The following is a 21,189-nucleotide window of genomic DNA, read 5'->3' on the forward strand; positions in this document are numbered from 1 at the left end:
AAATTGACAATAAAATTCTAGGTTGCTTCGAAATAAAAAACAAATACAGAGAAGGCCTCAACGAATTAGTTCAAAATTTAAAAAAAGAATATAGCTTAACAGTTTTAACCGGAGACAACCCATCGGAAAAAGAAAATTTAGAATATATTTTCGGAACAGATAGTAATCTACTATTTAATCAACTACCAGAGGACAAACTTAACTACATAGAAAGCTTAAAGTCGTATCAAAAGAAAGTAGTAATGGTGGGCGATGGTCTAAATGATGCAGGAGCTTTGATAGCAAGCAATGTTGGAATAACTGTTTCTGACAGTAAAAATAATTTTTCCCCTGCTTGCGACATTATAATGGATAGTAGCGTATTAAAAAAACTGCACACCTTTATTCGGTTTGCAAAAACAGGAAAACAAATAATTATTGGAAGCTTTATTATCTCTATTATTTACAATATTGTTGGATTATACTTTGCAGTTCAGGGAACGCTATCTCCAGTTATTGCTGCAATACTAATGCCTTTAAGCTCTATATCAATAGTAGTATTCACAACAAGTATGAGCAGCTTAGCTGCAAAACTCTACAAACTTAATTAGTATAAAACTCGTTTAGCTTGCTGCTAAGTTGATTGGCATTCATTACACCACTTTGCCGCCAAAGTAGTTTCCCATTTTTAAATATTGCCAATGTTGGAACTCCTTGTATATTGTAAGATTGAGCAACAGCGGGATTCTTATCTACATCAATTTTAAGAATTGTAGCATTATCGCCAACCAAGGTTTTTAACTCTTCCAATATTGGTTTCATCATTTTGCATGGCCCACACCATTCTGCAAAAAAGTCTATTAAAACAGGTTTATCCGAATTTATTATTTCACTAAAATTTGCCATAACTAATGAATTTTACTATTTAAACTTTGCCAACCTCCACCATTATAAACTTCTTTGTAACCCATAGAAAGTAGCATATTCTTCGCACTGGCACTTCTCATGCCACTAGCGCAACAGGTAATAATTGGTCTGTCTTTACTAAGCTTTTTTAGATTATCCTGAAGATTTTGCAATGGAATATTCATAGAACCCTTTATATGTCCGGAACTAAATTCTCCTTTGGAGCGTACATCAACAATTATGGCATTGTTTTTTACAAGTTCTTTGAAATCTGCTTGCGGACCAAATCCTAGCATATTCTTAATTGTATTTATCATAACTAATTTTTATTTGTTTCTTTCTTAAATGAACTAATTGCTAACACTCCCATTATAGCACCATAAACTGTACTATTAATAGGACTTGAGGTTATCGAACAACTGCCACTACTACACCCTACAAAATAATAATATAGATATCCTGCAACTGCTCCTATAAAAAGTCCTACTAGCGTGTATTTATATTTGATAATTGATTTCATCTGCTCTACTACTATTACTAAAAAAATTTACAACATAGTTGTTGGACACACATAATCGGTAATTGGGAATGCTTCAAGCTTTTTTAAACCACTATAACCTTCAACAATATTTATCAAATTCGAATATCCATGCTTCCTTAGAATCGAAATGAAAATCATTGACCGATACCCTCCAGCACAATGAACATAATACTTCTTAGTACGATCAAGTGCTTGTAAATTTTTATTTACAAAATCCAACGGCATATTAATAGCGCCCTCAATATGCTCTGAATCAAATTCACTCTTTTTCCTAACATCTAAAAAATTAATACTCTGCTTCTCTTTCAAGATTGGCAGGTCTTTTGCAAAAACACTTTCAATGGTATCAACTACTTGATTGGCGTTAGTCCAAGCTGCAAATCCACCATTCAAATAACCAACCGCATTATCATAACCTACTCTTGCTAAACGAGTAACAACTTCGTTCTCTCGTCCAGGATCTATAACTAATAATAATGGTTGCTTTGTATCAGCAACAAGAGTACCTACCCACACAGCAAAATCGCCATCAATGCCAATATTAATTGAGCCGGGTATAAAACCTTTTCCGAAATTTTCTGCTTTACGTGTATCAATAATTACGGCATTATTGCTATTCCTCATTTCAATAAACTCTTTCACAGAAAGAGCTTTTGTGCCCTTTCTCAACACCTCATCAATTGAATCGTATCCATTGATATTCATCAATACATTTTGAGGAAAATACGCTGGAGGTGGCGTTAACCCACTTAGCAACTGTCGAACAAACTCATCCTTAGAAAGAGTAGGATTCAATGCGTAATTTGTCCTTTTTTGATTTCCTAAAGTGTCCGTTAATTGCTTACTCAAATTTTTACCACATGCACTTCCGGCACCATGTGCAGGATATACAACTATATCATCATTCAAAGGCATTATCTTCTCTCTAAGCGAATGGAATAAATGAACAGCTAGCTTCTCCTCTGTCAACTCAGAAATAACATGCTGCGCCAAATCAGGTCTACCAACATCTCCTATAAACAAAGTATCTCCAGAAAACAGAGCTACATCATGCCCATTCTCATCTGTTAGTAAAAAACAACTACTTTCCATGGTGTGTCCAGGAGTATGAATAACTCTTATTTTTATTTTTCCTAGAGTAAAAACTTGATTATCCTCGGCTATAATAGTATCAAATCCTGTCTTCATTTTAGTAGGACCATAAATAATTTTAGCTCCTGTTTTTTCGGCTAAATCAATATGACCAGAAACGAAATCTGCATGAAAATGAGTCTCAAAGATGTACTTGATTTTTGAATTATTTTTTTCAGCCAATGCTATATAATGAGACACTTCCCGCAATGGATCAACAATTGCAGCTTCTCCATCACTCTCAATATAATAAGCACCTTGAGCTAAGCATCCGGTATAAATATGTTCTATTTTCATTTTATTATTTTTAATTTTCATGGTCTTAGTGCACTGCTGTGATATATATTCACAAAACATTTGACGACCTTAAATAGATTAGTATTTCAGATTCAATTGAATTTGTTACTTATTAAAACAAGTGATTGTAACAATTTCAAGAATCATTTTCATGTCATTACACTACTTCTTTTTCAGTATAGTCGACAACCCAAAAGGAAGATACAATGGACAAAAGCTCAAAAAGCTTGTAATGATAAAAACTACTGCAAATACAAGTAAAATAATTGCAACAGTTCCACTTATAACGCCTGTAAAATAAAGTGTTGCAATCAGAAAGGCAATAAGTACTCTTATTACACGATCAATTATTCCCATGTTTTTTTTCATATTAATAGATTTTTGTATAGCACAAATCTACACTGTGTATATGAAAACATTTGTGACAAATATCACATTACCAAAAAACCTCGATAGCGTTTCGTGACAATTTTACTTTCTTTTGGATTTGCAATTGATGTAAAAGCCTTGTAATTACTTCCCGTGGAGAGTTAAGCTCGTCTGCAATTTCTTGGTGAGTGATTTTTATTGTTCTGACTCCGGTAGCCTGAATTCTTTTATTTAGATAAGTTAGTAATTGTTCATCCAGTTTCGAGAATGCAATAAGTTCAATTGTTTCGAGCAATTCTGAAAAGCGCTGTGCTTGGGTATTACTGGTAAATTTCTTCCACTCTGGATACTTCATCCATTCATCCACAAAATTTATAGGAACTAACAAAATTTCTGTTTCATCTTCAACAACAGCCTTTATTTCGCTTTTTCTAGATGCCTGGCAGCAAGACAAAGACATAGCACAACTTTCTCCCGGAAAAATATAATAAAGAAAATACTCGCGCCCTTCCTTATTTTGAAGCACAATACGAATACTTCCTTTAATAACTATTGGAATAAACTTTATGGTATCACCTGGACTAAGAAGTATGGTATTAGGCTTCAACAACTTCTTTACAGCTTGCTGCGTTATCGAATCAAGTAACTCTACATCAGTAAAAAGTATTTCCTTTCTCAAAACTCTTCAAATTATAAATTAATACAAGAAATTAATATGAATTCATATCAATTACAAAGATATGGTATATACTAAAATCATATGCATAGAACTTCTCTTCACTACTGAATCTCTTGGCAAAAAATCTTGGTATGACATAAGTCATAAACCCTGCTGACTGCCATCATATTTTACTCAGAGTGCATCAATTATTTTTGGATAAAACATACAAGACCTATAATGAGTGCAATATTTCTTCTAATTGGTGCAAGTTTGTTAGTGGCAGTGGGTTTCTTGGCAGCATTTATTTGGTCTGTAAAAGATGGTCAGTACGATGATGACTATACACCATCTGTCAGAATGTTATTCGATAATAAATCAAACAATAATTCAAGTTCAAAAGAAAACAAAAAATAATTTTTATGGAAATAGAAAGATTTTCGTACGATAACAAGATTGTTAAAAACTTTGCGTATGCAACTATAGTTTGGGGATTAGTAGGAATGCTGGTTGGTCTATGGGTTGCATTACAATTTGTGTTTCCAGTATTAAACTTAGGTATTCCATACACCACTTTTGGAAGATTAAGACCCCTACATACCAATGCTGTTATCTTCGCATTTGTTGGTAATGGAATTTTTATGGGTGTGTATTACTCTTTACAACGTCTTTGCAAAGCACGCATGTTTAGCGATGCATTAAGCAAAATACATTTTTGGGGATGGCAATTAATAATTGTTTTTGCTGCACTAACCATACCATTTGGAATTACCACAGGGAAAGAATATGCAGAACTAGAATGGCCCATTGATATTGCCATAGCATTGATTTGGGTTGTTTTTGGTTGGAACATGTTTGGAACAATAATAAAAAGAAGGGAACGACACTTGTATGTAGGAATTTGGTTCTATATAGCAACGTTTGTTACAGTAGCCATGCTTCATATTGTAAACTCATTTGAAATTCCAGTTTCATTTCTTAAAAGCTATTCTTGGTATGCAGGTGTGCAAGATGCATTGGTGCAATGGTGGTATGGACATAATGCAGTTGCGTTCTTTCTTACAACTCCATACTTAGGTTTGATGTATTACTTCATTCCAAAAGCCGCAGATAGACCAGTTTACTCTTATCGATTATCTATAATACACTTTTGGGCTTTAATTTTTCTGTATATCTGGGCAGGACCACATCATTTGCTATACACGGCATTACCAGATTGGGCGCAATCTTTAGGAGTAGTGTTCTCTGTAATGCTAATTGCTCCATCTTGGGGAGGTATGATTAATGGCTTACTTACGTTAAGAGGCGCTTGGGATAAAGTTAGAGAAGATGTTGTATTGAAATTTATGGTTGTAGCTGTTACAGCGTATGGTATGGCTACATTCGAAGGTCCGATGCTTTCTCTTAAAAATGTAAACGCAATTGGACACTTTACCGATTGGATTATTGCACATGTACATGTGGGGGCATTGGGCTGGAACGGCTTCTTAACTTTTGGAATATTATATTGGTTAATACCTAGAATATTCCGAACTGAATTGTACTCTAAAAAATTAGCTAATTGGCATTTTTGGATTGGCACCCTAGGAATAATTTTTTATGCGGTACCTATGTATTGGGCCGGTTTTGCACAAAGCTTCATGTGGAAACAGTTTACAGAAGAAGGACAACTACAATATCAATTCTTAGAAACAGTAACGCATATTATTCCAATGTACGCATTGCGATCTCTTGGAGGTTTGTTCTATTTGATTGGTGCCGTTATGATGGCATACAACATTGTAAAAACTGTTAAGGCTGGCTCACTACTTGAAAATGAAGATGCAGAAGCTCCCGCACTAGCAAAAGAGTACCATGCACACACAAACGAACATTGGCACAGATGGATTGAACGCAGACCTGTACAAATGCTAGTTTTCAGCTTAGTACTTGTATTAATTGGCGGGGCAATAGAAATGATTCCAACATTCTTGGTAAAATCAAACATCCCAACGATTGCCTCTGTAAAGCCCTACACTCCACTAGAATTACAAGGCAGGGATTTATACATCAAAGAGGGTTGTTATACATGCCACTCTCAAATGATAAGACCATTCCGATCTGAAGTAGCACGTTATGGCGAATACTCAAAAGCAGGTGAATTTGTGTATGATCATCCTTTTCAATGGGGTTCAAAAAGAACGGGACCCGATTTAGCAAGAATTGGTGGAAAATATCCAGATTCATGGCACTATAACCATATGTTAGAGCCGACATCGATGTCTCCTGGATCTATCATGCCCAACTACGCTTGGATGCTAGACAATGAGTTAGACACAACTAACACGGCTGCAAAAATAAGAGCCATGATTACACTAGGTGTGCCTTATGCAGAAGGGTATGATAAAAATGCAAATGCAGATTTAATTAAACAAGCAAACGGCATTGTAGAAAACCTAAAGAAAGATGGCATAGAAACCACAAACAATAAGGAGATTATAGCCCTAATAGCCTATTTACAGCGTATGGGCGTTGATATAAAATCAAAAAAATAGCACAACAGAAATTATCAAAAAAATAAAAACTGACCAATATGAAATTTATAAATTATTTGAAAACTATAAATGATGTGGAAATATATCCAATGTTATCCCTTTTTATTTTTTTCATATTCTTTGTTCTTCTTACAATATGGGCAATTAGAGTGGACAAGGAATACATAAATAAAATAAAAAACATTCCATTTGAAAAACACAACTAGAAAATAAGACAAAACCGAAATACCATATTGTATGAGATATTTTAAAATAAATAACGTTGCACTAGAAAAAAATATAGCAATTAAAACTAAAAAGTATATGTTGCTCATGGCTACCATATTTATCTTTCTAGGGCTATCAGCGCAAACAACTAGTGCACCTGTCGATTCAAGCATTGGAATATTCTCAAATGCTCTATCCCTAACAATACTTGCAGTAATAGGATTTCTTTTAATCTTAATTTCTGTGCTTGGAAGTGTGTTAAAAAAAATAGCATTCTACAAACAACAAAAAGAAAATAAATCAAACACAACTATACTTAGCATTGCGCTTCTTGCATTTCTTTCTACCTTAAGTACATCTGTTCGCGCAGACAACTTGGTTGAAAATATTACAAAAAGTGTTACTATAGGAGTTGGAGGGATAGATGTTCTAACCTTCTGGGTATTGCTATTTGTAATTCTTATTGAGCTGATTATTGTTGCGGTACTTATAAATCTGATAAACTTACAATTAGCAAGCAAGCAAGACGACTCTGTAACTGTAAAATCAATACCACAAGAACCTTCATTCTTCGAAAAAGTAAATGCATCTGTTGCAATAGAGAATGAAAAAGATATTCTATTTGATCATGAATACGATGGTATTCGCGAACTAGACAACAACCTCCCTCCATGGTGGAAATACGGATTTTACCTTACAATTATATTTGGGGTTATATACATTATAAACTACCATATAAGTAAAACAGGCAAACTTCAAACAGACGAATACATAACAGAAGTAGCGGAAGCAAATGCGGCAATTGAGGAATATAGAAAAGTAGCTGCCAATCAAGTTGATGAAAACACTGTTACCTTACTTACAGATGCTTCTGATATAGGCAATGGCAAAGAATTATTTATGGCTAACTGCGCTGCTTGTCATGGTAGACTAGGTGAAGGTGGTGTAGGACCAAATCTAACAGACAACTATTGGATACATGGGGGAGGTGTAAAAGATATTTTCAAAACTATTAAATATGGAGTTGTTGAAAAAGGAATGAAATCTTGGGAAGCAGATTTTTCGCCTATTCAAATAAGTAGAATTACGAGTTATATAAAAAGCATCAATGGGACTAATCCGCCTAACGGAAAAGAAAAGCAGGGTGATTTATACACAGAAAACATAGTATCCCCAAAAGACTCTACTACTACTCCAATTGATACCATAACTTCATCTACAGTAGTAGACACTTTGTCAAAAAAATAACTTTATGGATGAAACATCCTCCTCGACAAATACAAAATCATTTCGCGACTCAATTTCTACAATTGACGAGCAAGGCAAACGGTCGTGGATATATGCGCAGAAACCTAAAGGATGGTATTATAATGCACGTACGGTTCTTAGCTTTTTCTACTTACTAATTTTTTTTACACTACCATTCCTAAAAGTGAATGGAAATCCTTTATTCCTTTTTAATGTTATAGAAAGGAAATTTATTTTGTTTAGCGTAGTTTTTTGGCCTCAAGACTTTTTCATCTTTGGACTTGGGATGCTTATTTTCATTGTATTCATTGCACTTTTTACAGTAATTTTCGGACGAATATTCTGCGGGTGGGCATGCCCTCAAACCATATTTATGGAAATGGTTTTCCGCAAAATTGAATATCTTATTGAAGGCGATGCTTCTCATCAAAAAGCATTAAACAAAATGCCTTGGAATAAAGAAAAAATAATAAGAAAGTTGAGCAAACACATCCTCTTTTTTCTACTCTCTTTTCTAATTGCAAACACCTTTCTATCCTACATAATTGGAGTAGATAAATTATTTATTACGATTTCCGAACCCATAACAAAACATGCCGGAGAGTTTATCGCATTATTAATTTTCACAGGAATATTTTATGGAGTTTATTCTTGGTTTAGAGAACAAGTATGTATCGTAGTATGTCCTTACGGAAGAATGCAAGGTGTACTTCTAGATAAAAACTCAATTATAGTTGCCTATGATTATGTTAGAGGAGAGACAAGAGGAAAGTATAAGAAAAATGAACAACGTACTTCTGGAGATTGTATCGACTGTTTTCAGTGTGTAAAGGTATGCCCTACAAATATTGACATACGAAACGGGACGCAACTAGAATGTGTAAACTGTACCGCTTGCATTGACGCATGCGACCATATGATGGAAAAAGTAGGACTCCCGAAAGGATTGATACGCTATGACTCTGAAAATGGAATTGCAAATGGAATAAAACTAAAACTATCCCCTAGAATAATTGCCTACTCTGCAATTCTACTTGTACTTATCGGATTAGAATCGTTCCTACTACTTAGCCGATCTGATTTAGATACAACAATAATAAGGGCTAGAGGAATGTTGTATCAAAATCAACCTGACAATAAAATAAGTAATCTATACAATATAAAGCTTATCAATAAAACTAGATTGGATATGCCGGTAACACTGAAACTAGAATCTACTGAAGGCGAAATAAAAATGGTAGGAAAAGATATTTATGCAAAAAAAGAAAGTTTGTCAGAGGGAACGTTTTTTATTATGCTAGACAAATCAGCTATCAAACAACGTAAAACTAATTTGCGAGTTGGAATTTACTCCAACAATAAAAAAATAAAAGAAGCAGAAACAAGTTTTTTAGGTCCAATTAAAAAATAAATACACATGAACTGGGGAATTAAAATTTTACTACTGTACTTAGGATTCATCACATTAATTATAACGCTAGTTACACTTAGCATGAATCAAAAAGTTGATTTGGTAGCCACAGATTATTATGCGCAAGAACTTGCTTATCAAGAAAAAATTGATGGCGCTAAAAACTATGAAAAGCTAAGTACTCCGATAAAAATTACGGCAGAAAATAACATTCTTACGATACAATATCCTAACGAATTAATGGAACATGAAACTACAGGTAGTATTCTACTCTATCGACCTTCCAATTCATCTTTAGATTATAGTTTTGCATTACAAATAAACAGCGAAGGCAAACAGCATATAACTCCTAAAGAATTAAAACGAGGATTATATAAAGTAAAATTTTCCTATAAGTCAAATGGTGAAAATTACTTTACAGAACAAAATTTATTTATAAACTAAACAATGGAAATTTACGCTACTGCAATTGTATTAGGCTTTCTAGGGAGCTTTCACTGCATTGGCATGTGTGGACCAATTGCAATGGCACTTCCTGTTGGGGGATTTTCTAAATGGGAAAAAATAGTTGGAGTACTTCTTTACAATATTGGTCGTGTATTTACCTATTTTCTACTTGGTTTACTATTTGGTGCATTAGGCGAAACATTTGTTATTGGAGGATTTCAACAAACCATTTCTATTTCATTAGGAATTATACTATTGCTCATTATACTACTTCCAAAACGTTACCTAAATGGCTTTATGTCGTTTAGCTTTATTTACAAAATAGTATCTGTTTTAAAAAGCAATCTTAGAAATCTGCTAAATTCAAACAACTATACTTCTCTTTTTATTATAGGCCTTTTAAATGGATTACTTCCATGCGGCCTGGTTTATGTTGGTATAGCAGGCGCTATAGCTGTAGGAAGCATACTTAAAGGAGGATTGTTTATGGCAATTTTTGGGGCAGGCACAATTCCTGCATTGTTTGCTGTATCTGTATTTACACAAAACATAAGTCTTGTATTTCGAAAACAGATAACCAAAGCAGTCCCGTTCTTTATCGGAGTTATGGCAGTGCTATTAATTGTAAGGGGACTGAATCTAGGGATACCATACCTTAGTCCGGAAATATCTGAAAAAAAAGCAGAGTGTAGTAAATGTTGTCATAAATAAAAAAATGAATTTAGTTAGCAAATACAATGTCCAAGCTCCTCGCTACACAAGCTATCCAACCGTTCCGTATTGGGACAAAACAAAACCTGATGTAGAAGAGTGGAAAAGACTGGTTAAATTTTCCTTCGACAAAAGCAATGAAGCCGATGGAATTAGTATTTACATTCATTTGCCGTTTTGTGAAAGCCTTTGCACCTATTGTGGATGCAACACCAGAATAACAGTGAATCATGCCGTTGAAGACGTATATATTAATTATGTTTTAAAAGAATGGAGTTTATATTTATCTGTATTAGGCGATAAGCCAAACATAAAAGAAATACACTTGGGTGGAGGAACTCCAACTTTTTTTAGTGCAGAAAATTTAAAAAAACTAATTACCGGCATTCTTGAAAACGCTTCTCTTACAAAAGATGCAGAGCTGAGCTTTGAAGCACATCCAAATAATACACACCTATGTCATCTTAAAACAATGTATGATTTAGGTTTTAGAAGAATAAGTTTAGGAATTCAAGATTTCGACCCTAAAGTTCAAGAAATTATAAACCGAGTGCAACCCTTTGAAATAGTTGAATCTGTTGTAAACATGGCACGCAACATTGGGTACAGCTCCGTTAATTTTGACTTAGTATATGGATTGCCATTGCAAACAAAGGAAAGTGTTGTTAATACAATTAATCAGGTAATGCTATTAAAGCCCGACAGAATTGCATTCTATAGTTATGCCCACGTGCCATGGATAAAACCCGGACAAAGAAAATTTACAGAAGCCGATTTACCCGTTGACAACGAAAAAAAAGAACTATACGAAACAGGAAGAAGTCTCTTCAAAAAAAATGGTTACGAAGATGTTGGAATGGATCACTTTTCTTTAAAATCTGACACCTTATACAAAGCGGCAATTTCAAAAAAACTGCATAGAAACTTTATGGGATACACACACAATTACAGCTTGCTTATGATTGGGTTGGGCGTTTCATCAATAAGCGATAGCTGGTATGCGTTTGCTCAAAATGCAAAAATTGTGGAAGAGTATTATAAATTACTGGATGAAAATACACTGCCCTTAATAAAGGGACATAAGCTCAGCTCCTCCGACTTAATACTTAGAAAGCACATTCTAAATCTTGTATGTAACTACAAAACTTCTTGGGAAAACGAGAGTGAAAAATGTTCAGAAATACATACCGCATTAGATAAACTAGTAGAAATGGAAAAGGATGGTTTGGTAGAAATACATCCTAGCAATGTTATTGTAACAGAAGTAGGAAAAGGATTCTTAAGAAATATTTGTATGGCTTTTGACGCTAGACTTTGGAGTGAAGCTCCGAAAACGCAACTATTCAGTTCGTCTGTATAAACACTAATCTACTACTGGTCTACTCAATTCCTCACCCTGTTTATTTTGTTCATCTAAACTCCAACCATCTGTTACTGTTGTTTCTAACCAAACTCGTCCTGACTTTCTAAAAACTTGAACAGACAACCCAAAAGTGTTCGAAAAAGTTTGTTCTAAATCATTTACTGTCATTTTGCCGTTTATTGTTACAGAACCAGAATTGTGAACTCTCCTACATTCCCCAATAGTTAAATCTGCGCTTTTCATAATTTTTTTGGCAGACGCTTCGCCTGATTTATGTGGCTTTGCAAAAAACTCTATTTTCAAAAACGGAAACACACTTGTAAACTCCTTTTGAATTACACCAATTTTTTTCGCATCGTTAATTACTAATTTCATGATATGTATATCTATAATCAATTTATTGGTGGATACTTAGAAGTGGAATGTGAGTATGATATGCCATTTGCTTGGTACTGCTTTTATGAAACAATCCTTCAAACAAATTATAATTATGAGGAAACATTACCAACCAATCACATTGGTAAGAATCTACAAATTGATTCAGCTCTTCTACAACATCTTCCGACTGAAGATATTTGAAGTCGCAATCTATAGTTCCCAGAGAATTTTTCACATTTATTCCCATTGCAGCTTCCTCAACTGTAGGAACTGCTTCGGGCTTAAAAACATTCAATGCAACAACTTTAGCACCAAACAATTGGCTATATTTCTTCACTTGCATGAGCGCATCGGAAGCTATATTGTTTTTATAATCAAACGCCAAGGCAATATTTTCAATTTTCTTAAACTTACTATTTGCTGGAATTACAAGTATTGGTGTTTTTGATTTCTTTAAAACTGTTGCAGTAGAACTTCCAATTAAACTATTTAGCCCTGCTCCTACACCGGTAATTCCCATCACAATCAAATCAACCTTATTTTCATTTGCAGCCTCTAAAATTTCATCCACAACAAAACCTAGCTTTAGAACAATACTTATTTCAATTGAAGGATACTTGCTTACAATTTTCTTTCGATACTTTTCCAATGCAGCTCTATTAGCATCTTCTAATTCAGATATTGAGATAAGAGGAATCGGATTCTCGCTCAACTGCACCGGAACCTGATATACATGAAGCAAAACTAGTTTAGCTCCACAGGTTGCAGCCAAATCAACACCATAATTTACCGCATTTTCAGAATTGGATGAAAAATCGGTAGGCACAAGAATCGATTGAAGCTTTGTCATTTTGTTTAAAATTTTTGATTTTAGAACCACTATAAAATAGTGTATCCCATTCACACAAAGATATAACCACTAATCAAGATCCTCACTGATGTTTATCACCACAAAAACTGATTCTTGTCAGTTTTTCATTGTAGAAATTTTTCCTAAATTTTTAATTGTAATTGAACTTCCTTTGATTTCAACTAAGCCCTCCTCCTTAAAATCACTAAGTGTGCGAATGGTTGTTTCTGTTGCCGTACCGGCCAAATTGGCTAAATCTTCTCTAGAAATACTTATGCTAAATGCATTTTCTGGATTCGTACTAAAGCGGGCATGTAATTTAACCAAAGCTTCAGCAACTCTTTTCCGAACGGAGTTATAGGCCAACTTAAGCAACTCTTCTTCTTTCTCTTTTAAATTATCAGATAATATTTTTATGAATTTTCTTGAAACGTCTGCATTCTTATAAATCAACGAATAAAAATCTTCCTTAGGTACAAGAGACACTTCGGAATCTTCTAATGCCATTGCAGAATCAGAATAGTTGCCCTCTTCTAACAATGCCAAGTAGCCAATAAAATCGCCCTCCTTAAACAATCCTGTAATTAATTCCTTTCCTTGCTCGTTAGTTCTATATGTTTTTATCTTTCCTTTATTCAAAAAATACAATCCTTTTACAGTCGAGCTTTCTGTGTATAAAACCTCCTTCTTTTTAAGTTCTTTAGAATCATACTTCTCGGATAGTTTTTTTAAATCCTCAAATTTCTTAGCATTAGAAATAAACTCATTTAACCCTTCAGAACCTTTGCTAAAATCATTTTTCAACAACTCTAGCTTTCTAAGCCTACTTTCAATCGCATTCAACAGCTCAATATCATCAAAGGGCTTTGTCAAATAATCATCAGCCCCCATTTCCATTCCTTTACGTAAATCGCTTCGTTCTGCCTTTGCGGTTAAAAAAATAAAAGGGATGTTAGCAGTTTCATCATTCTTTGAAAGCATATGTAAAACGCCATATCCATCGAGCATTGGCATCATAATATCACATATAATCAAATCCGGCTTTTCTTTCTGTGCCATTGCAACGCCTTCTTTCCCATTTACCGCAGTCACAACTTGATAGTTAGACAACTCTAATATTTCCGCTGTATTTTCACGCATATCCTTATTGTCCTCAATCAATAAAATTTTTTTCATGACTTTACAATTAAAATTTTTAAATACCTCGTACTACTTACTATCTTTCAATTTGCAATGTAATCGTTGTACCAACGTTTTCAAAACTCTCCAAACTGATAATTCCATTCATCAGTTCTGCATATTTTGCAACAATATTCAATCCCAAACCGGTACCTTGAATATGCGTTGCATTATTTCCCCTAAAAAATCGCTGAAACAAGTATTTCTGCTCATCCTTAGGAATTCCAATGCCATTATCTTTTACCGAAATGGTAATATTCTGCTCTGCTACCAATACATTTACTTCAATGTAGGTGTTTTCTGGGGAAAATTTTATTGCGTTAGAAATAAGATTAAATAAAATGTTTTTCAATAATTTTTTATCGAGCAATGCAACATCTTCTCCTTGATGACTATAATTAATTAACTGATTGTGCTTTGCAAGTGGTTGCATCTCACCAATAGTTTCAAGCATAAATGATCGCAAATCTAAATACTCCGGAGAATTCACAATCTTCCCTTCTTCCAATTTACTAACAGACAGAAAATCATTAAGTATATCGGTTAAATTATTTATAGAGGACTTAATCTTTAAAATGTGCTTATCCTGCTTTTCCTTATCATTCTGATTGCCATATTTAGTAACCAATGATAAAGACGAAAGTATTGTTGCTAAAGGTGTTCTAAACTCATGTGATGCCATAGAGACAAATCTCGATTTTAATTCACTTAACTCTCTCTCCTTTTCTAAGGCAACATGCAAATCATCTTTTGTTTTTTCTAATTCTGCGATAGCTTCCTCCAAAATCATTGTCCTGTTCTTTACTTGGCGTTCCAACTCAACAGAATAATTCTTTAACTTTTCTTCTGCTTGTTTACGAATTGATATATCAATGACAAATGCAATCACATACTTTTTATCCTCGCTAACATATGGACTTAAACTTATCTCAACAGGAAACTCTTTTCCATCTTTTGTTATGCCAAATAAATCCATTCCAGAACCCATAGACCTAGAATGAGGATTGTTGTTATAATTTGTCCTATGTGAATCGTGCTTTTTTGAAAACCGATGCGGAATTAATACTTCTATTTTCTTGTTTAACAATTCGGCCTTTCCATATCCAAACATTCTTTCTGCACTTGGATTACACTGTCTAATGATTCCGGCATCATCAACAATTACAATTCCCTCTGTTGCATTAAAAAAAAGTGTACTTGCTCCTTCTTGGCTATCCATTTATGTGTTTATAAAATTCTAATTATAAAAATACAGAATTTATGTGCATGAAGTTAAGTTGCTATAGAATTTAAAAAAATGACGTGTATCAGCTACAACCAATGTACAAATTCAAATTATTCTAAAAATATAAGTATGAGCAATGCAAAACAACAACGCCTTCCACCACTCATACTTACTAAAAAGGCTATTCTATTTTGGTTGGGAACAAAATATCAATATCCGTTTCGCCTAAAGAACAAGATCCATTCTTTATTTCCGGCTGGTGTTTCAAAATTACTTGAGTTGCGCCTGTTCCAATAGAACCGACCCTCCACTTTGAATGCAACCCAACAAGATATCCGTTTGCATCAACGTCTGTAGTTAAAATAGAAATTGAAATAGCGCTAGGATAGTAGCAAAACAAGTGATCTTCAGCTTCCTCCTGTACTTCGTTTGAAATAGTGTCGGCAGGATTTTTAGTTTCATCCAATAAAATAACCGAAGCATAATAAGTTGTATTTGCTTTAAGTTTAATCGTATCAAAAACAGTTGGAATATTGCCTCCATCCCCATCAGGGTCTTTAAAAGTTGCTTCTACCGAAGGAACAAGACCTGCGGAATCTATAAAACTTAATTTAACAGTAGTTATTACTTCCGACTCATTTGCCGGAGGTTCAGGATTTGGAACTTTATCATCATCTTTTTTACAACTATTGATAAGAAGTAAAAATGTCAAATTGGTTAATACCAATATAGTTTTAAGTGTATTCATTTTTTTATTTTTTTAAATTAATACTAAATGGAATCTTTGCTTTCAGGGAAACGTTTCTCCCCATTGCATCTGTGTAGTATCTAAATCTATCCAGGTAATCTCGGTATTTTGAGTCTAATACATTTTGTAATTGTACTCCAATATCGATATATGTTTTACCCATACTTATTCTACCCGAAAAATAAAATCCAAGTAAAAAATATCCGCTTGGAGGAACTGCAAAATCAGCATTAGAAGGCACTCGCCACTGTTGATTAACATATAGCAATTCCGATTCAACTATCGTATTTTTCATTTTTTTACTATCTGAAAAATGATACCGAACGGTTCCTGCAGCTCTATTAGCAGGCATTTGTTGCAACCAAACAGCATTAGTTCTGTCAATTGCTTGTAGAAAAGAACTTTTAGCAACAAACTGAATATGTTTGGTTACATACGTGCTAATTTGTGCATCAACACCTGAAAGGGTTGCATTTACTTGCTTATAGTAAAACACAGGAAATGCGCCTCTAATGGTAAGTACAGGAGTAGTTCCGGGAATCAAATTGATAAAATTCTCAATCACATTATAATACGGATTAATCTGAATTACAGTTTGGCGATCACAATTACAATCATATTCAATCGTAATAGATGAATTATAGGCACGCTCTACTTTTAATGCAGTGTCTCCTTTTTCAATTGAAGCAACACTATGATGTAATCCATCGCTATACAACTCATTTACACCAGGCGCTCTCCATGCAATACCTGAATTCGCCTTTACACGAATGGTTTTATGTAAATCATAACTTATGCCAATTACTCCGGAAACATTTGTAAAATAATGCTTCGTATTCAACACACTAGAATTTACCCATCTATACACACTTACATCTCGAACATCGTATCTACCACCTAACTCTACGCCAAACTTATTTTTTTGCCATTGCTCAACAAGATAAACTCCACCGGCAAACGTTTCATAATTCGGAATAAAAAATCTACCCTCGTAGGTGTTTTGCTGCATCATACCAAATACGCCCAACACACCCCTAGTTTGTCTTACAGCACTGTGTTCAAAATACAAATCACCGGTATGAGTTGTAAGTTCCAACTGAAACTCGGGTTTGTTTAGTGCTGCTAAATTATTGTTGAGCGGCTTATGTTTATCGTATTCATATCTCAAATTGTACTGACGAGCATAGGAAGCCACCAATTTAAAGGCACTTGCAATTTTAACTTGTGCTTTCACTCTTATCAACTCGTGCGTAACGTGCTGATAAGGCCGATCAATGGCGTACGTAAATCCACTTTGTTCAAGCGGGACAGGACTTTCAAAGGCCTTCTTCAGGTCAGTTAAATTACCAATATGGGATGCAGAAAATATGCCAATCGTTGTAGAAAATTGGCTATAATAAGCATCTACATCATAACTCTTTTTTTTCCAACCTGCTTGCCAAGAAAAATTTGTTTCGTGCAATCCTGTGTTCTTTAAATAATAATAAGGTGCATTTACATTACCTGCTTTTTTAAGTGTTCCCTGCAATCGGATAGCTAGTGGCTTTACTTTGCCAAAATTAACCTGCGTATATCCAGACACAACGCCCTGCCTTCCATTAGAAAATAATGCCGTTGAAATTGCACCATCTACACCTGCCGAATCACGCAATGGAGCTGACTCTACAAGTATTGTACCTGCAATAGCATCGGCACCATATCGCACACTATTAGCTCCTTTCACAACAGTTATTTTGGATGCAGAAAAAGGGTCTATCTCAGGCGCATGGTCTGTACCCCATTGCTGGCCTTCTAATCTAACACCATTATTCAGTATCAAAATCCTATTGCTATGCAATCCTTGAATAACAGGCTTTACAACACTACTTCCTGTTTGCAATGCCGTAACACCGGAAATGTCTTTCAACATTTCTCCAAGTGCATTGCCTGAGCTTTTAAATGTTTGACTAGCGCTTAACTGTGTTTGTGAATGTGTTTCAAGATGTTTTTCAGACAACTCTTTTATCTCAATTTCTTTTAACTGCTCGGTGTGGTGTTCTGCGTAAAAATCAATAGTTGTACTTCCGCTTATAGTTATGTTTTTAAATACACGTTCGCAACCTACATGATCTATAATAATTGTATAATAACCCTCACATAGGTTGCGAAACATGTAATTCCCTGCACTATCAGAAGTAGTTGAATAATTGATTTCCTTTAACAACAACACTGCATATGGCAATACTGATTTATCATGCTCATCAATCACTTTACCCTGCAATATAAAATTGCAAGGATTTTGTGATTGAGCGTTTACAAAAACTGTAAATATGAAAGCCATTAGCAATGCTAAACGCTTACCAAACTGTAACATTCAAAAATGAATAAGAGAGGAATAATACTACACAGACACTTCATTTAAAGAAGCGCTATAAATTAAAAACTAATTAAGAATTACAGGAGGCCCCCGTAAACTAAACGAAGAAAGAAATGAAAAAATTAAATTAAATGATTGGTAGTTAAGTACCAGTAAAGCTTCCGAAACAACAACACCTTTTACAAACGCCTTAAATTCAGTAATTGAGGCAGGAGTCGTAAAATCACATAGATTACAATTGTGCTCTAATTCATGTATATGTTTTTCTGTATTTACATCGCAATGCTTATCTAAACGATGCTCAAAATCATGCACACTCTTTTGAATAATAGTATTCGCAAAAGCAAGTAAAAAAACAAGTGATAATATTTTTATATACGAAGAGCGCATTTAAGGCAAAGTTAATACATTTGAATGTAATATAAAATTATGCACACATGAGTCTATTCAAAGCTTTGATTGTTTCGCTAACAGTCACTTTTATTATCTATAATTCTAATGCTCAAAACAAACTAATGTTAGAAGATATTTGGCTAAATGGCAGCTTTAAAATAAAAGGAATTGAAACTATTCAATCTACACACGAAGGGAATCATTATACCAAATTAGAGTTTGAGAAAAGCAATCAGTTTATTGTTAAGTATGAATATATAAGCGGAAAAGCAACTGATACTTTATTTAACAGTGCACAACCTGCTTTTAATGCAAAAGCTAAAGAAACAGGAGTTATAGAAGATTACACTCTTAATAATGATGGAACAAAAATTTTATTAAAATGTAACTCCGAAGCTATTTACAGGCACTCTACTCGGGAAAATTATTTTGTTTGGGATGTAACGAATAAAACAATTACAAAAATTGCAGATGGCGCTAAACAAATGCATGCGCGATTCTCTCCGGATGGCAACAAAGTAGCCTATGTTCAAAACAACAATATTTTTTACAAAGATTTATCAGCAAACAAAACCACACAAATTACTTTTGATGGTGAATGGAATAAAATTATTAACGGAGCTGCGGACTGGGTTTACGAAGAAGAATTTGCATTTGACATAGCCTATTTTTGGTCGCCCAATAGTAAACAAATTGCCTTTTATCGCTTTGATGAAACAGAGGTAAAAGAATTTTCATTTGATGAATATACCGCACTTTACCCCAAACCCTATAAATACAAATACCCCAAAGCGGGAGAAAAAAACTCTATCGTTTCCATACATGTGTATGATTTAAATAATAACACAACTAAACAAATAAACCTAGGTAGTGAAACAGACTTTTATGTATCACGCATTAAATGGGCTCCACAGAACAACACCTTGTCTATTGCCAAATTAAATCGTTTACAAAATAAATTAAATTTCATTTTTGCAAACACACAAACATGGACTACACAGATTGTGTATACCGAAGAAAGCAACACATATGTAGAAACTAATGAATTAGAAGGCGACTACGCTTATTTTTTCAACGACAATTCTTTTGTAATTACAAGCGAAAAAAGTGGACACAATCACTTATATCATTACGACAGCAACGGCAAATTAATTAAACAACTAACAACCGGAAACTGGGATGTAATCAGCATAAAAGGGACTGACACAAAAAATAAAATGATTTATTACACATCGGCAGAAACATCACCTTTGCAAAAAGACATATACAAAATTAGAATAGATGGTGCCGACAAAACAAGACTTTCTTTGGAAAATGGATATAACGATGCTTCCTTTAATTCGACTTTTACATATTTTATAAAAACTTACTCCAACGCAAATAGCCCTGCATCCTACTCTTTACACGATGGCACAGGCAGACAAATTAGAGTTATTGAAAATAATCAAGACGTAAAACTTGTATTAAATCAATACAGTTTAGCTCCGAAAGAATTTTTTAATTTCAAAACCTCCCAAAATATTGAACTTAATGGCTGGATAATAAAACCTACCAATTTTGACGCAACCAAAAAATATCCGGTAATCCAATTTGTTTATGGCGGTCCGGGGCACAATACAGTGCTTAATTGCTGGGATAACAAAGAATATTTGTGGCATCAATACTTAGCACAAAACGGCTACATTGTTGTATCTGTAGATAACAGAGGAACTGCCTACAGAGGAAAGGAATTTAAAAATTGTGTCTATAAACAATTAGGAAAATTAGAAACCATTGACCAAATTGAAACCGCAAAACATCTTGGCTCACTTCCTTATGTTGACCAAAGCCGTATTTGCATTGAAGGTTGGAGTTATGGTGGCTATCTATCATCGCTATGCATCTTAAAAGGGGCAGATTATTTTAAAACAGCAATTGCAATTGCCCCCGTTAGTAATTGGCGCTTTTATGATTCTATTTACACTGAACGCTACCTAGGATTGCCTCAAGATAATGCGGTTGGGTACGATGACAACTCTCCAATTAATCATGTAAAAAATTTAAAGGGTAATTACTTTATTATTCACGGTACGGGTGATGACAATGTACATTTTCAGAACTCAGTTGAAATGGCAAATGCACTAATAAAAGAAGGGAAGCAATTCGATTCATTTTATTATCCAAATAAAAATCACGGGATAAGTGGCGGCAATACGCGCTATCACTTATACAGTATGTTGGCAAATTATATTTTCAGAAAAGTGTAAAGTTAAAACATA

At 34.2% G+C, this 21,189-nt stretch carries 22 protein-coding genes; 9 read left to right on the forward strand and 13 right to left on the reverse strand.

What is annotated here, in order from left to right; translation table 11 throughout:
• The coding region (locus tag J0M08_12130) for an HAD-IC family P-type ATPase (GenBank protein ID MBN8703806.1) at positions 1-590 on the forward strand (590 nt) is incomplete at its 5' end.
• On the opposite strand, the gene trxA is transcribed toward J0M08_12130, so the two are convergent.
• The 6 genes from trxA to J0M08_12160 form a co-directional block, all read right to left on the reverse strand.
• The gene (gene trxA / locus J0M08_12135) at positions 583-885 is read right to left on the reverse strand and encodes a thioredoxin (protein MBN8703807.1); all 303 of its coding nucleotides are present in this window, start codon (positions 883-885) and stop codon (positions 583-585) included. The genes J0M08_12130 and trxA overlap by 8 nt on opposite strands.
• 2 nt (positions 886-887) lie before the next feature.
• A complete protein-coding gene (locus J0M08_12140; protein MBN8703808.1) occupies positions 888-1,202 on the reverse strand; it encodes a rhodanese-like domain-containing protein in 315 nt (104 codons plus the stop codon).
• A gap of 2 nt (positions 1,203-1,204) precedes the next feature.
• Complete coding sequence (locus J0M08_12145) at positions 1,205-1,405, reverse strand: hypothetical protein (protein ID MBN8703809.1); 201 nt, start codon at positions 1,403-1,405, stop codon at positions 1,205-1,207.
• Positions 1,406-1,432: 27 nt separating this feature from the next.
• The gene (locus J0M08_12150) at positions 1,433-2,854 is read right to left on the reverse strand and encodes an MBL fold metallo-hydrolase (protein ID MBN8703810.1); all 1,422 of its coding nucleotides are present in this window, start codon (positions 2,852-2,854) and stop codon (positions 1,433-1,435) included.
• A gap of 162 nt (positions 2,855-3,016) precedes the next feature.
• Entirely contained in the window at positions 3,017-3,223 is a 207-nt protein-coding gene (locus tag J0M08_12155; GenBank protein ID MBN8703811.1) for a DUF2892 domain-containing protein, read from the reverse strand.
• 67 nt (positions 3,224-3,290) lie between these two features.
• On the reverse strand, positions 3,291-3,902 hold the full coding sequence (locus J0M08_12160; GenBank protein MBN8703812.1) for a Crp/Fnr family transcriptional regulator: 612 nt from the start codon (positions 3,900-3,902) through the stop codon (positions 3,291-3,293).
• A gap of 219 nt (positions 3,903-4,121) precedes the next feature.
• Here J0M08_12160 and ccoS point away from each other — a divergent pair, with 219 nt between their 5' ends.
• The 7 genes from ccoS (at position 4,122) to hemN (ending at position 11,799) form a co-directional block, all read left to right on the forward strand.
• Positions 4,122-4,298 carry a cbb3-type cytochrome oxidase assembly protein CcoS gene (ccoS, locus tag J0M08_12165; protein ID MBN8703813.1) on the forward strand — a complete coding sequence of 59 codons (177 nt, stop codon included), beginning with the start codon at positions 4,122-4,124 and terminating at the stop codon, positions 4,296-4,298.
• Positions 4,299-4,303: 5 nt separating this feature from the next.
• Positions 4,304-6,415, forward strand: coding sequence for a cytochrome-c oxidase, cbb3-type subunit I (gene ccoN, locus J0M08_12170; protein MBN8703814.1), 2,112 nt, complete (start codon positions 4,304-4,306; stop codon positions 6,413-6,415).
• A gap of 237 nt (positions 6,416-6,652) precedes the next feature.
• A complete protein-coding gene (locus J0M08_12175; protein MBN8703815.1) occupies positions 6,653-7,870 on the forward strand; it encodes a c-type cytochrome in 1,218 nt (405 codons plus the stop codon).
• Between the two features lie 4 nt (positions 7,871-7,874).
• Positions 7,875-9,281, forward strand: a complete 1,407-nt coding sequence (gene ccoG, locus J0M08_12180; protein MBN8703816.1) for a cytochrome c oxidase accessory protein CcoG — start codon at positions 7,875-7,877, stop codon at positions 9,279-9,281.
• 6 nt (positions 9,282-9,287) lie between these two features.
• Positions 9,288-9,725 (forward strand): FixH family protein, encoded by a 438-nt coding sequence (locus J0M08_12185; GenBank protein ID MBN8703817.1) that lies wholly within the window; start codon positions 9,288-9,290, stop codon positions 9,723-9,725.
• A 3-nt stretch (positions 9,726-9,728) separates the two neighbouring features.
• Positions 9,729-10,439 (forward strand): sulfite exporter TauE/SafE family protein, encoded by a 711-nt coding sequence (locus J0M08_12190; protein ID MBN8703818.1) that lies wholly within the window; start codon positions 9,729-9,731, stop codon positions 10,437-10,439.
• Between the two features lie 4 nt (positions 10,440-10,443).
• Positions 10,444-11,799 carry an oxygen-independent coproporphyrinogen III oxidase gene (gene hemN / locus J0M08_12195; protein ID MBN8703819.1) on the forward strand — a complete coding sequence of 452 codons (1,356 nt, stop codon included), beginning with the start codon at positions 10,444-10,446 and terminating at the stop codon, positions 11,797-11,799.
• A 3-nt stretch (positions 11,800-11,802) separates the two neighbouring features.
• Here the strand turns inward: hemN and J0M08_12200 are convergent, their stop codons facing one another.
• From J0M08_12200 to J0M08_12230, 7 genes are all read right to left on the reverse strand, one after another.
• On the reverse strand, positions 11,803-12,177 hold the full coding sequence (locus tag J0M08_12200; GenBank protein ID MBN8703820.1) for a hypothetical protein: 375 nt from the start codon (positions 12,175-12,177) through the stop codon (positions 11,803-11,805).
• Between the two features lie 22 nt (positions 12,178-12,199).
• Positions 12,200-13,030: a universal stress protein gene (locus tag J0M08_12205; GenBank protein ID MBN8703821.1), complete on the reverse strand. Its 831-nt coding sequence runs from the start codon at positions 13,028-13,030 to the stop codon at positions 12,200-12,202.
• Between the two features lie 117 nt (positions 13,031-13,147).
• The gene (locus J0M08_12210; GenBank protein ID MBN8703822.1) at positions 13,148-14,206 is read right to left on the reverse strand and encodes a response regulator; all 1,059 of its coding nucleotides are present in this window, start codon (positions 14,204-14,206) and stop codon (positions 13,148-13,150) included.
• Positions 14,207-14,246: 40 nt separating this feature from the next.
• The gene (locus tag J0M08_12215) at positions 14,247-15,428 is read right to left on the reverse strand and encodes a PAS domain-containing sensor histidine kinase (GenBank protein ID MBN8703823.1); all 1,182 of its coding nucleotides are present in this window, start codon (positions 15,426-15,428) and stop codon (positions 14,247-14,249) included.
• Positions 15,429-15,615: 187 nt separating this feature from the next.
• Positions 15,616-16,182 (reverse strand): hypothetical protein, encoded by a 567-nt coding sequence (locus J0M08_12220; GenBank protein MBN8703824.1) that lies wholly within the window; start codon positions 16,180-16,182, stop codon positions 15,616-15,618.
• A 4-nt stretch (positions 16,183-16,186) separates the two neighbouring features.
• Positions 16,187-18,502: a TonB-dependent receptor gene (locus J0M08_12225; GenBank protein ID MBN8703825.1), complete on the reverse strand. Its 2,316-nt coding sequence runs from the start codon at positions 18,500-18,502 to the stop codon at positions 16,187-16,189.
• Between the two features lie 102 nt (positions 18,503-18,604).
• Positions 18,605-18,928, reverse strand: a complete 324-nt coding sequence (locus J0M08_12230; protein MBN8703826.1) for a hypothetical protein — start codon at positions 18,926-18,928, stop codon at positions 18,605-18,607.
• 47 nt (positions 18,929-18,975) lie between these two features.
• Here J0M08_12230 and J0M08_12235 point away from each other — a divergent pair, with 47 nt between their 5' ends.
• On the forward strand, positions 18,976-21,177 hold the full coding sequence (locus J0M08_12235) for a S9 family peptidase (GenBank protein MBN8703827.1): 2,202 nt from the start codon (positions 18,976-18,978) through the stop codon (positions 21,175-21,177).
• Positions 21,178-21,189 lie beyond the last annotated feature (12 nt).

It is taken from the genome of Bacteroidota bacterium (assembly GCA_017303975.1).
Lineage (GTDB): Bacteria > Bacteroidota > Bacteroidia > JAFLBG01 > JAFLBG01 > JAFLBG01.